Here is a 12,750-nt window from a genome sequence, read left to right as displayed (position 1 = left end):
TCACCCGAGCGAAGCACCGACAACACGGAGGACCGGATCATGGCCGGCGATACTGTCATCACCGTCATCGGGAACCTGACGAGCGACCCCGAGCTCCGCTGGACGCCCTCGGGCGCCGCGGTCGCCAGCTTCACCATCGCGTCCACCCCGCGGACGCTGGACCGCCAGACCCAGGAGTGGAAGGACGGCGACGCGCTCTTCCTGCGGTGCAGCGTGTGGCGGCAGGCGGCGGAGAACGTCGCCGAGTCGCTGACCCGCGGCTCCCGGGTGATGGCCCAGGGACGCCTCAAGCAGCGCTCCTTCGAGACCAAGGAGGGCGAGAAGCGCAGCGTCATCGAGCTGGAGGTCGACGAGATCGGGCCGTCGCTCCGCTACGCGACGACGACGGTCACCAAGACCGCCCGATCCGGCGGGAGCTCCGGCGGCGGGTCCGGGGCCGACGACGGTCCCACCGGGGCCGGGCGGAGCAGCTCCCCCGATCCCTGGGCGGCGCCGGTCGGGGGCGCCGGCGAGGAGCCGCCCTTCTGAGCCTCACCCGGACGCGGGCCGCCCACACCGGCCGCGGGTCACCACAGCGTCATCGACCGGGCGAAGATGCCGGCGACGTCGTCCTCGGTGACCTCGCGCGGGCAGGTGGCCAGGAGCCGCTGCTGCTTCATCGTCCCCTCGACGAGGTCGGGGATGTCGCCCTCGGCGAAGCCGACGGCGGCGATGCCGTTGGGCATGTCGATGTCGCGCATCAGGTCGGTCAGCACCATCGGCAGGAACTCGGCATCGCCGGTCGGCCGGCCCGCGTTCGGGGCGAGGAGCTGGGCGGCACGCACGTGCCGCTCGGGAGACGCCTCGAAGGTGAACCGGAAGGCCTCCGGCGCGGTCAGCGCCACCGACATCCCGTGCGGCACCATCGGCTCGTCGGCCGGGTAGTCCTTCGGGTGGAAGTCCTTCACCTGACCGGCGATCGGATAGGCGTTGGCGTGCGGGATGTGCACACCGGCGTTGCCGAAGCCCATCCCGGCGAACGTGGCCGCCATCGCCATCTCGCCCCGCGCACGGGTGTCGTCGCCGTGCCGGACCGCCCGCCGGAACGAGCCGGCCAGCAGGGTCATGGCCTTCTCCGACCACATGTCCGAGATCGGGTTGGCCCCGCAGTAGGGCACCCGCTGCTCCGGGCTCTTGCGGTCGTAGGTGGTGTACCAGCGGGCGGTGTAGCTCTCGAGGGCGTGGCAGAGGATGTCCATGCCGGCGGCCGCGGTGACACCGGGCGGCTGGGTGAGCGTCAGGTCCGGGTCGACGACCGCCATGGTGGGGCGCAGCCGCGGGGAGCTGATGCCCGTCTTGACCCGCAGCGCGAGCACGTCGAGCACGCAGATCGTGGTGCTCTCCGCGCCGGTGCCGGTCGTCGTCGGGACGGCGACCAGCGGCTTGAGCGGCTCGCTCGGCTCCCTCCCCTGGCCGACCGGCACGTTGAGGTAGTCCATCAGCTCGCCGGGGTTGGTGGTGAGCAGGTTGATCGCCTTGGCGGTGTCGATGCTCGAGCCGCCCCCCACGGCGACGAAGGCGTCCCACGGCCCCGAGGACCGGGCCTCCTCGACCGCCGCGTCGAGGCTGACGTCGGTGGGCTCGACGTGCACCCCGTCGTAGACCCGCGCCTCGATGTCGAACCGCGTCATCTGGTCGGCCACCCGCTGCGGCAGGCCGGTCGCCGCCACCCCGGCGTCGGTGACCACGAGCACGCGGCGCACACCCAACCGGCTCAGGTCGAACCCGATCTCCTCCGAGGCTCCGCTGCCGAACTTCAGCTGCGGCGCTCCGTAGGTGAACACGGACTCGGCCGGGGCGGGTGACGTGCTGCTCATGGCGTCCCTCTCGGTGGCGGGCGGTGCGACGCGCGCGGGTCGCCCCGAATGTCGCACGTGGTTGTGGTCTGCACCACAGAGCCGCGATAGTCGTCGGGACCCGGCACGCCAGCCATCTCCCAGCCCTGGAGGCACCCGTGACCACTCCCCCCACCGACGTCCCCTCCCTCGACGACCTGCTGAAGGACTCGCCGTCGAACTGGGGGAAGTGGGGGGACGACGACGAGGTCGGCTCGCTGAACTACCTCGGGCCGGAGCAGGTGCTGGCCGCCGTCGGACTGGTCCGGCAGGGCAAGGTCTTCACGCTGCAACGGCTGATCGGTGACCCGAAGGGCGACCCGGTCTGGCCGGGCCGCACCCCGGCGGAGCGGACGCAGATCCTCGACGAGTCCACCTGGGACTCGGCGGACGCGCCGCAGTACCCCGGCGGCCTGCACTACGCCGACGACAAGATCAACGCGTTCCTGCAGGGCTCGACCCAGTACGACGGGCTCGGACACGTCTGGTACGGCGGCAAGATCTGGAACGGGTACGACGCTCGCACCACCGTCGGCGGCCTCGACAAGGCCAGCGTGGAGCCGATCGCCCAGCGCGGCGTCGTCGGCCGCGGGGTGCTGCTGGACATGGCCCGCTTCCGCGGGAAGTCGAACCTCGACAAGGGCGAGACCTTCACCCACGAGGACCTGATCGCCTGCGCCGAGGCCCAGGGCACGGAGATCCGCAAGCGCGACGTCCTGATGGTCCGGACGAACTTCCTCCAGTTGTTCTTCGAGCAGGGCGAGGCGTTCTACGAGGGCTTCAACGAGCCCGGCCTGGTCTACAGCCCGGAGCTGGTGCAGTGGTTCCAGGACATGGAGATCCCCAACCTGGTCACCGACACCATCGCCAACGAGGTCACCTTCGACCCGAACAACGGCGTGGCGCTGGTCCTGCACAACGCGCTGATGCGCAACCTCGGGGTCACCCTCACCGAGATCGCCGACCTCGAGCGCCTGGCCGCCGACTGCGCCGAGGACCGCCAGTACGAGGGTCTCTACGTCGCCGCGCCGCTCAAGGTCGCCAAGGGCAGCGGGTCGCCGGTCAACCCCGTCGTTCTCAAGTAGTGGGCGGCATGAGCGTCTACGACGAACGGCCCTGGACCGCCCTCTACGGCGACCAGCCGGCCGACATCGACATCGAGTTCGAGGACGCGCTCGCGATGTTCCGTGCCGGGGTCGAGCGGGACCCCGACGGCGTCGCACTCGCCTACTTCGACGGCAGCCTGACCCGGCGGGAGCTCGACGAGCTCAGCGACGGGCTGGCCGCCGGCCTGCTCGCGAACGGGTTCACGGCCGGTGACCGGCTCGCCGTCTACCTCCAGAACGTGCCGCAGTTCGTGATCGCGATGGTCGCCGCCTGGAAGGCCGGCGGGATCATGGTGTCGATCAACCCGATGAGCCGGCAGCGGGAGCTGGCGTACCTGCTGGAGGACTCCGGGGCGACGGTGCTCGTCTCGCTGGAGGCGCTCTACGCCGAGGTGGCCCGGCAGGTCGTGCCCGACACCGGCGTGCGCCTGGTCCTGACCACCAGCGAACTGGAGTTCCAGACCCGCGACGACGAGCGGCTGTTCGCCGGGATGTCCCGGCAGCGGCACGAGGGCACCACGGACCTGCTCGAGTTCATCGCCGAGCACCGCGGCCAGACACCGCCACCGGCCCGGTTCGCGCCCGACGACGTCGCCTTCCTGACCTACACGTCGGGGACGACGGGCGTGCCCAAGGGTGCGATGAACACCCACCGGAACGTGACCTTCACGGCGCAGGTCTACCGGGATCGGGTGCACGCCGGACGCGACGGCGCGATCTTCGGCATCGCGCCGCTGTTCCACATCACCGGGCTGATCGGGCACATCGCGGTCAGCATGCTGGTGCCCGCGCCGCTGGTGCTGGCCTACCGGTTCGACCCGAACGTGGTGCTCGACGCCTTCCTCGAGCACCGTCCGGCGTTCACGATCGGCGCGATCACCGCGTTCAGCGCGCTGCTGAACGCACCGGCCTTCACCAAGGACCACTTCGCCTCGTTCACGTCGCTCTACTCCGGCGGCGCGGCGATCTCCCCGACCGCCGAACAGGGCTTCCTGGCGGCGACCGGCAAGCAGGTGCACAACGCCTACGGCCTGACCGAGACGACGTCCCCGATGACGCTGACGCCGTTCGGCTCGCCGTCCCCGGTCGACCCGACGTCGGGGGCGCTGTCGGTGGGCGCACCGGCCCCGAACACGATCGTCCGCATCCAGGGCGACGACGGCCAGGACCTGCCGCTGGGCGAGATCGGGGAGATCGTCGCGGAGGGTCCCCAGGTCGTCGCCGGCTACTGGGGCAAGCCGGAGGAGACGGCAGCCAACCTCCCCGGTGGGGCACTCAAGAGCGGCGACGTCGGCTTCATGAGCCCCGAGGGCTGGGTGTTCATCGTCGACCGCAAGAAGGACATGATCAACGCCTCGGGCTACAAGGTGTGGCCACGCGAGGTCGAGGACGTCCTCGCTGAGCACCCGGCCGTCCGGGAGTCCGCCGTCGTCGGCGTCCCCGATGAGAAGCGTGGCGAGACGGTGAAGGCGTACGTCAGCCTCAAGGCCGGGGCGAGCGCCACGCCCGAGGAGCTGATCGCGCACTGCAAGGAGCGCATGGCCGCCTACAAGTACCCGCGCAGCGTCGAGCTGCTCGACGAGCTGCCCAAGACGGTGACCGGCAAGATCCTCCGCCGTGAGCTCCGCGGGCAACCGCCCACCCGGACGGCGCCGTGACGCACGGGCAGCCGCACGCACCGCGGGACCATGACGGCCGACCGCCCGCGCCGGCAGCAGACGAACGCGGGTGGAATAGCAGTGTCCAGGTCGGGTAACGCCTGGTGGACCAGGGCGGCGCGGGAGTCAGCCCTTTCGAGGACGGACTCCACATGAGCGGCAGCGCCAACCACCGGTTCACCAACACGGCTGTCCTGACCGTGCAGATCGCGGACGCGACGAGGGTGGTCAGCTCCGACTCCTTCGACGACGTGCTCGTCGACACCTACCGGCGGGTGGGGCTGAGGCCGGGACTGCTCGAGCGCCTCGCCGGCATCCAGCAGCGCCGGTGGTGGGCCGAGGGCGTCACGTTCGTCGACGGCGCCGCCATGGCCGGCGCGAAGGCCATCAGCGAGAGCGGGGTCGACCCGGCCGGGATCGGCGTGATGATCAACACCTCGGTCAGCCGCAAGTACCTCGAACCCTCGACCGCGGTCGCGGTGCACCACGCGCTGGGCCTCCCGCGCTCGTGCCGGAACTTCGACGTGACGAACGCCTGCCTCGGGTTCGTGAACGGGATGGAACTGGCCGCCGCCATGATCGAGTCCGGGCAGGTCGACCACGCCCTGATCGTCAACGGCGAGGACTCCCGGCCGGTCCAGGAGCGCACCATCGACCGGCTGAACCGACCGGAGACCACGTCCGGGGACGTGCTGGCACAGTTCGCGACCCTGACCCTCGGCTCCGGCGCCGTCGCCATGGTGCTGGGCCGCGCCGACCGGCACCCGGAGGGACACCGGCTGGTCGCGTCGGTGAGCCGGGCCGGGACCGAGCACCACGAGCTGTGCGTCGGCGACAACGACATGATGCAGACCGACCTCAAGGGCCTGCTCGACGCCGGGTTGGCGCTGTCCACCGACCTCTGGGCCGACGCCGGGTCGGAGTTCGACTGGGCCGGGGGCATGAGCCGCTACATCGTCCACCAGGTGTCGAAGGTGCACACCAAGGCGATGTGCGACCGGTTCTCGATCGACCCGTCGCTGGTTCCGACCACCTTCCCGACGCGGGGCAACCTCGGCCCCGCGTCGGTCCCGTTCACGCTGGCCGTCGAGCAGGACTCGCTGGTCGACGGCGACCGGGTGCTGCTCATGGGCATCGGCTCGGGCCTCAACGCCTCGTGCCTCGAGATCGCCTGGTGACGGCGGGGCCGGCGCGCCTCCCGCCGGCGCTCCCGGGCCTGGACCCCGCGTGGTCCCGTCTCGTGACCGTCGCCGACTCCACCGGCGTCGAGCACACCTGGCACGTCCTCGACAACGGCGTCCCCGACCCCACCGGCACCCTGCTGTGCGTCCACGGCAACCCCACCTGGTCCTACCTGTGGCGCCGGCTGCTGGCCGCTCCACCGCCCGGCTGGCGGGTCGTCGCCCCCGACCAGCTGGGCATGGGCTGGTCCGACCGGCTGCGCGGGCCGCGGTCGCTGCAGCAGCGCCTCGCCGACCTCGACGACCTCACGGCCGCGCTCGGCGTCACCGGCCCGGTGGTCACGGTCGGGCACGACTGGGGCGGCGTCATCTCCCTGGGCTGGGCCCTGCAGCACCGCAAGAGCCTGCGCGGCGTCGTGCTGGCCAACACCGCCGTCGCCATGCCCGACGGCGACCTGGGGCCGGCCCTCATCCGGCTGGCCTCCGCACCCGGCGTGCGCGCGGCGGTCACCGTCGGCACCCCGGTGTTCGTCCGGGCGACGACGGCCCTGTCCCGGCCGGCCCTCCCGGCCGACGTCCGGGGCGCCTTCGCCGCCCCCTACCGGTCGCGGGCGCGCCGCCGGTCGGTCGGTGACTTCGTCGCCGACATCCCCTTCGCGCCCGACCACCCGTCCCGCCCGGTCCAGGAGGCGGTCGCCGAGGGCATCCGCACGCTGGACGTCCCGGCCCTGCTGCTGTGGGGGCCCCGCGACCCCGTCTTCGGCGAGCGGTACCTCACCGACCTGCGCAGCCGGCTGCCCCGGGCCCGGTTGCACCGCTACGAGGGCGCCTCGCACCTGCTGCCCGAGGACGCTCCGCAGTACGCCGACGCCGTGGTGCAGTGGGTGGCAGACCTCGACGCCGCCCCCGCCGGCCGGCGGGCGACGGCGACCACCGACGGCGCCGGACGCCGGCTCTGGTCGGCCCTGCAGGAACGGTCCGACGACGACGCACCGGCGATCGTCGAGGTCGGTGGCGCGACCGTGACCTGGTCCCGGTTGGCCGACCGGGTGTCGGACCTGGCCGCCGGGCTCGCCGCGTCCGGGATCCGCCCGGGGCAGCGCGTCGCGATGCTCGTCGAGCCGTCGGCCGACCTCACCGCCGCCGTGTACGCCGTGTGGCGCGCCGGTGCCGTCGTCGTCGTCGCGGACAAGGGGCTGGGGATCGCCGGGATGCGCCGGGCCCTGCGCAGCGCGGCGGTCGACCACGTCGTCGGCAGCCGTGCGGGCCTGGCGGCGGCACGCCTGATGGGCCTGCCGGGGTCCCGCATCCTCGCCGGGCGGACCGGCCGGACCGGGGTGACCGGCCGGGCCACGCCGGCCGCCCTGGGAGCCGCGCACACGCTCGATGAGCTGGCGGCCCTCGGCCGGTCCGCACCCGCACCCGCCGAGTGCCCGGTGGACGCCGACTGCGCCGTCCTCTTCACCTCCGGGGCCACCGGCCCGGCCAAGGGCGTCGTCTACACGCACCGCCAGGCCGCCGCCCAGCTCGACCTCGTCCGGACCACCTACGGCCTCACCGCCGGGGACCGGCTGGTCGCGGCGTTCGCCCCCTTCGCGATCCTCGGCCCGGCACTGGGGATCGGGTCGGCGGTCCCGGACGTCGACGTGACCGAGCCGGGCTCGCTGACCGCGGCGGCGCTCGCCGCGGCCGCGGCCGCCGTCGACGCGACCGTCGTCTTCGCCTCCCCCGCGGCGCTGCGGCGGGTCGCGGCGACGGCCGGGGACCTCTCGGCGCGGCAGCGCGAGGCGCTGGGCGGTATCCGGCTGCTGATGTCGGCGGGCGCACCCGTCCCGGCGTCCCTGCTGCGGTCGCTGCGGGCGGTCCTCCCCGCCGCCGACCCGCACACGCCGTACGGGATGACCGAGGTCCTGCCGGTCACCGACGTCTCCCTGTCCGGCATCGAGGCGGCCGGCGGCGGCGAGGGCGTCTGCGTGGGCCGGCCGCTGCCCGGCGTCGCCGTGCGGATCAGCCCGCTGTCGGCCGAGGGGCTCGCCGAAGGCCCGCTCACCGACCGGCCGGGCGTTCCCGGCGAGGTCTGCGTGCAGGCCGCGCACGTGAAGGACCGCTACGACGCGCTGTGGGCACTCGAGCGGGCGACGTCCCGGGACCCCGGCTGGCACCGGACCGGCGACGTCGGGCACCTGGACGCGGACGGCCGGCTCTGGATCGAGGGGCGCCTCGCGCACGTCATCTCCACCGCTGCCGGATCGGTGACCCCCGTCGGGATCGAGCAGCGGGTGGAGGCGCTGCCCGGCATCTCGGCGGCCGCGGCCGTCGCCGTCGGGCCGGCCGGGGCGCAGGTCGTCGTCCTCGTCGTCGTCCCGTCCGGGACCCCGGGCAGCCCCGTCCGGTCCCGTGGCCGGGGCACCCGCCTGCGCCTCGCCGGCACGGACACGGCCGACGCGGTCCGGGCGGTCGCCGGCGTCGACGTCGCTGCGGTGCTGCTCGCGCCGCGGCTGCCGGTGGACGTGCGCCACCAGTCGAAGGTGGACCGGGGCGAGCTCGCCCGCCGGGCCGCGCGGGTCCTGGCCGGGGCGCCCCGGCGCCTCCGCCGACCGTGAGGGTCCTGGTCACCGGCGCCAGCGGGATGCTCGGGCGGGCCACCGCCACCGGGCTGCTCGAGCGCGGCGACGAGGTGACGGTGCTGCAGCGTCGCCCGTCCGGCCTGCCGTGTCGCGAGGTGCTGGGGGACGTCGCCGATCCGGCCGTCGTGCGGTGGGCCGCCCGGGGCCAGGACGCCGTGCTCCACCTGGCCGCGAAGGTCGACGTCACCGGGGCGTGGGCGGAGTACGCGCACGCCAACATCGAGGGCACCCGCACCGTCGTCGACGCCTGCCGGACTGCGGGCGCCGGCCGGCTGGTGCACGTGTCGTCCCCGTCGGTGGCGCACGCCGGGGCGGCGCTGGCCGGGGTCGGCGCCGGGCCGGCCGACGCCGGACGTGCCCGCGGGCGCTACTCCCGCTCGAAGGCGGTGGCCGAGGCGGATGCGCTGGCGGCGGACTCCCCCGCCCTGGCCGTCCTCGTCGTCCGGCCCCATCTGGTGTGGGGGCCCGGGGACACCCAGCTCGTCGCACGCATCGTCGAGCGGGCCCGCGCCGGGCGGCTGCCGGTGATCGGCTCGGGCGCGGCCCTCATCGACACCACGTACGTCGACAACGCCGCAGCGGCCCTGATCGCCGCGGTGGACGCGTGCGGACCGGTGCACGGCGAGGCCCTGGTCGTCTCGAACGGGCAGCCGCGCCCGGTCGCCGAGGTCCTCTCCCGGCTCTGCGTCGCGGCCGGGGTCCGCGGGCCGCGCGGGCGGGTGCCGTTCCGGGCGGCCTACGGCGTCGGTGCCGCTGTCGAGGGAGTCTGGGCGGCGACCCGGCGACGCACGACTCCTCCGCTCACCCGCTTCCTGGCCGAGCAGCTGGCGACCGCGCACTGGTTCGACCAGCGACGGACCCGAACCGCGTTGCGCTGGCGGCCGGCCGTGTCCCTCGACGAGGGGTTCGCCCGCCTCGGCGCCTGGTACCGCGCCTCGCCTGCCCCGCCCGGCGGAGGCTGAGGTCTGCTCAGGGGGCCAGCCGGCGGCGGCCGGGCGCCGCCGGGGATGCTGTCCGGGTGCCTGCCGCCAAGCGCCTCCCCTCACGGGCCGCGCTGCTCACCGAGCCGCCGCGCGCGGGACTGGACCTCGCCGCCCTCGTCGCCACCTGGCCGGTGCTCGCGGCCGCCCGCCGCGGTGACGGCCACCCGGTCCTGGTGCTGCCCGGCCTGATGACCGGCGACCCCGCCACCCTGGTGCTCCGGACCGCGCTCCGCGGCCTCGGCCACAACGTGTCCGGGTGGAGCCTGGGCCTCAACCGGGGCCCGACGGGCCGCGTCGTCTCCACGTTGCGCGCCCACCTCGAGCGGCTGCACCGGACCTCGGGACGGCGGGTCAGCCTGGTCGGCTGGAGTCTGGGCGGGCTCTACGCGCAGGAACTGGCCCGAGCCGCGCCCGGCAGCGTCCGCGGACTGGTCACCCTCGGCACGCCGGTGGTGCGCTGGGCTCCCTGGGTCCGCACGGCCTCGGGGATCGTCGACGGCGCCACCGGCCTCCTCGCCGGTGGGGCGGCGATGCCCCGGCCGTGGGCCGAGCGCGGCTCACTGCGCGTGCCCGCGACGTCGGTCTACACGCGGGCCGACGGCATCGTGCCCTGGTCGTCGTGCCGGTACGAGGTCCGCGCTCGGCGGGAGAACGTCGAGGTGCGCGGCAGCCATCTCGGCCTCGCCTGCAACCCGGCGGTCCTGTGGCTGCTGGCCGACCGGCTGGGGATGGCCGAGGGCACCTGGACGCCGTTCCGCCCCCCGTTCGCACTCCGCCCGTTCTTCCCCCGCGGTCGATGACACCGGCAGCGCGCGCAGTTCTCGGAGTCCGCCGAGAGAACTCCGCCGAGGATGTCGAGAACCCGGGCGCGGCTCCGTCCCCGCAGTGCCACGGCCACACTGGGCCGAACCGCACCGAGGAGAACACGATGGCCAAGTACCTGCTGCTCAAGCACTACCGCGGCGCGCCGGCGCCGGTCAACAACGTGCCGATGGACCAGTGGACGCCGGAGGAGGTCACCGCCCACATCCAGTACATGCAGGACTTCGCGGCCCGGCTCGAGGGCACCGGCGAGTTCGTCGACGGTCAGGCGGTCTCCATGGACGGCATGTGGGTCCGCTCCGACGGCGAGGGGCGGCCACCGGTCACCGACGGCCCGTTCGCGGAGACCAAGGACCTGATCGCCGGCTGGATGGTCATCGACGTGGAGACCCAGGAGCGGGCGGTGGAGCTGGCCGGCGAACTGTCCGCGGCTCCCGGCGCGGGCGGGAAGCCGATCCACGAGTGGCTCGAGCTGCGCCCGTTCCTGCACGCGCCGCCGACCATCACGGAGTGACGGCCCGGTGGACGAGGCCCTGCTGAGGACCCTCACCCCCACCGTCATCGGGATCCTCGGCCGCCGCGGAGCCGACTTCGCGGCGGCCGAGGACGCCGTCCAGGACGCCCTCGTCGAAGCGGTGCGGGTGTGGCCGGACGACCCGCCGCGGGACCCCAAGGGCTGGCTGGTCGCGGTCGCGTGGCGCAGGTTCCTCGACGCCGCCCGCGCCGACACCTCCCGACGGCGGCGCGAGGTGCTGGTCGAGGTCGAGCCGGAGCCCGGGCCGGCCGAGGACGTGGACGACACGCTCCGGCTGTACTTCCTGTGCGCCCACCCGTCCCTGACCCCGGCCTCGGCCGTCGCGCTCACCCTGCGCGCGGTCGGCGGCCTGACCACGCGGCAGATCGCGCAGGCCTACCTCGTGCCGGAGGCGACCATGGCCCAGCGCATCAGCCGCGCCAAGCGGACCGTCTCGGGCGTCCGTCTCGACCGGCCCGGGAACGTCGCCACGGTGCTGCGCGTGCTCTACCTGGTCTTCAACGAGGGCTACTCCGGCGACGTCGACCTCGCCGCCGAGGCGATCCGGCTGACCCGCCAGCTCGCGGCCGGGATCGACCACGAGGAGGTGGCGGGTCTGCTCGCCCTCATGCTGCTCCACTCCGCGCGGCGCCCCGCACGGACCCGCCCCGACGGCAGCCTCGTGCCCCTCGCCGAGCAGGACCGCAGCCTGTGGGACACCCGGCTGATCGCCGAGGGCGTCGAGGTGCTCCAGGCAGCACTGGCCCGCGACCGGCTGGGCGAGTTCCAGGCCCAGGCCGCCATCGCCGCCCTGCACGCCGACGCCCGGACGGCCGAGGAGACCGACTGGGTGCAGATCGTCGAGTGGTACGACGAACTGGTGCGGCTCACCGACAGTCCGGTGGCCCGCCTCAACCGGGCTGTCGCGATCGGTGAGGCCGACGGTCCGCGGGTCGGCCTGGCCGCCCTGGCGGAGCTCGACCCCGCGCTGCCCCGCCACGCCGCCGTCGCGGCCTACCTGCACGAGCGGAACGGCGACCCGGTCACCGCGGCACGGCTCTACGCCGAGGCCGCCCGGAAGGCGACCGACCTGCCCGAGCGCGACCACCTCACGCGCCAGGCCGCACGGCTCAACGCGGAACTGCGCGGTTGAGTGACGGGCGGCCCGCCGGCGCCTCGTCCTCCGGCCGCCCGTGCACGAGGAACGCGCCGTACCCGACGACGCGGGCGCGGTCCGCTCCGCTGTCCGCGGACGTGGCCAGGCGGAGCAGCTCGACGGTCAGGCAGCGCGCCGCGGCGTGGTGCAGCAGCCCGCGCAGGGGGTGGTAGCCGCAGGCGTCCTCCGGTCGCAGGGCTGCGGCGTCCCGGGCCAGGACCGCCCCGGCGGTGCGCCGGTCCCGCTCGCGGGCCGAGCGCTCGTCGAGGAAGTGGCTGAGGTCGGTGGAGACGACGGCGAGGGCGCCGTCGACCGCGAGCAGAGCGGTCAGGACCGCCGCCACGGACTCCGGCAGCGCCCGGCCGACCAGCACCGGCAGCACCGGCACCTCGGCACCGAGGACCCGCTGGAGGAACGGCAGCTGCGTCTCCAGGGAGTGCTCGCCGCCGTGCGGCCGGTCGTCCACCACCACGCCGGGCAGCGCTGTGGCCGCCGTCCGGGCGTCGTCGTCGACCGCCGCGGCGCCCAGCGGCGTGGCGAAGGCGTCGACGGCCGGCACCGCCATCCCGTCGAGCGGGAAGACGTGCGCCGGCCCCAGCAGCACGATCCGGGTGACGGCGTCCGCTGCGCCGGCGACCTGCGCGTGGGCGGTCGCGGCCACCGCACCCGAGTACGTGTACCCGGCGTGCGGCGCGACCACGGCAGCGGGTCGCACCGCCCCCGTCGGGCCGGGGGCCTCGCCGAGCAGCCGGTCCACCAGCTCGCGCAGCTCCCCCGGATCAGCGGGGTAGAACCGGCCGGCGACCGCGGCGGGGCGCACGCGCACCGG

At 74.6% G+C, this 12,750-nt stretch carries 11 protein-coding genes; 9 read left to right on the top strand and 2 right to left on the bottom strand.

All coding sequences use genetic code 11. From position 1 onward, the window contains the following. Positions 1 to 39: 39 nt before the first annotated feature. On the top strand, positions 40 to 528 hold the full coding sequence (locus MY520_RS02010; protein WP_436689563.1) for a single-stranded DNA-binding protein: 489 nt from the start codon (positions 40 to 42) through the stop codon (positions 526 to 528). 38 nt (positions 529 to 566) lie between these two features. On the opposite strand, the gene MY520_RS02005 is transcribed toward MY520_RS02010, so the two are convergent. Next, the gene (locus MY520_RS02005) at positions 567 to 1,856 is read right to left on the bottom strand and encodes a hydroxyacid-oxoacid transhydrogenase (RefSeq protein ID WP_436689561.1); all 1,290 of its coding nucleotides are present in this window, start codon (positions 1,854 to 1,856) and stop codon (positions 567 to 569) included. A gap of 137 nt (positions 1,857 to 1,993) precedes the next feature. Here MY520_RS02005 and MY520_RS02000 point away from each other — a divergent pair, with 137 nt between their 5' ends. The 8 genes from MY520_RS02000 to MY520_RS01965 all read left to right on the top strand — a co-directional run bounded on the left by MY520_RS02000 (position 1,994) and on the right by MY520_RS01965 (position 11,918). After that, a complete protein-coding gene (locus MY520_RS02000; protein WP_436689559.1) occupies positions 1,994 to 2,959 on the top strand; it encodes a cyclase family protein in 966 nt (321 codons plus the stop codon). Between the two features lie 8 nt (positions 2,960 to 2,967). Then, complete coding sequence (locus MY520_RS01995) at positions 2,968 to 4,638, top strand: AMP-binding protein (protein ID WP_436689557.1); 1,671 nt, start codon at positions 2,968 to 2,970, stop codon at positions 4,636 to 4,638. 152 nt (positions 4,639 to 4,790) lie between these two features. Beyond that, positions 4,791 to 5,816, top strand: coding sequence for a 3-oxoacyl-ACP synthase III (locus MY520_RS01990; RefSeq protein ID WP_436689555.1), 1,026 nt, complete (start codon positions 4,791 to 4,793; stop codon positions 5,814 to 5,816). 62 nt (positions 5,817 to 5,878) lie between these two features. After that, a complete protein-coding gene (locus tag MY520_RS01985) occupies positions 5,879 to 8,422 on the top strand; it encodes an alpha/beta fold hydrolase (protein ID WP_436689554.1) in 2,544 nt (847 codons plus the stop codon). Beyond that, entirely contained in the window at positions 8,419 to 9,408 is a 990-nt protein-coding gene (locus tag MY520_RS01980) for an NAD-dependent epimerase/dehydratase family protein (protein ID WP_436689552.1), read from the top strand. Before MY520_RS01985 ends, MY520_RS01980 begins: the two co-directional genes overlap by 4 nt. 56 nt (positions 9,409 to 9,464) lie before the next feature. Beyond that, positions 9,465 to 10,229 carry an alpha/beta hydrolase gene (locus MY520_RS01975; protein ID WP_436689550.1) on the top strand — a complete coding sequence of 255 codons (765 nt, stop codon included), beginning with the start codon at positions 9,465 to 9,467 and terminating at the stop codon, positions 10,227 to 10,229. Between the two features lie 128 nt (positions 10,230 to 10,357). Further along, positions 10,358 to 10,765, top strand: a complete 408-nt coding sequence (locus MY520_RS01970) for a YciI family protein (RefSeq protein WP_436689548.1) — start codon at positions 10,358 to 10,360, stop codon at positions 10,763 to 10,765. Between the two features lie 7 nt (positions 10,766 to 10,772). Next, positions 10,773 to 11,918 carry an RNA polymerase sigma factor gene (locus MY520_RS01965; protein WP_436689546.1) on the top strand — a complete coding sequence of 382 codons (1,146 nt, stop codon included), beginning with the start codon at positions 10,773 to 10,775 and terminating at the stop codon, positions 11,916 to 11,918. Here the strand turns inward: MY520_RS01965 and amrB are convergent. Next, a complete protein-coding gene (gene amrB / locus MY520_RS01960; protein ID WP_436689544.1) occupies positions 11,896 to 12,747 on the bottom strand; it encodes an AmmeMemoRadiSam system protein B in 852 nt (283 codons plus the stop codon). The two genes, MY520_RS01965 and amrB, sit on opposite strands and share 23 nt — an antisense overlap. Between the last annotated feature and the right edge of the window lie 3 nt (positions 12,748 to 12,750).

The organism is Geodermatophilus sp. CPCC 205506 (assembly GCF_051383635.1).
In the GTDB taxonomy this organism is placed as follows: domain Bacteria; phylum Actinomycetota; class Actinomycetes; order Mycobacteriales; family Geodermatophilaceae; genus Geodermatophilus.
The sequence above is the reverse complement of the archived record's forward strand: the minus strand, read 5'-3'. Positions and strand labels throughout refer to the sequence as shown.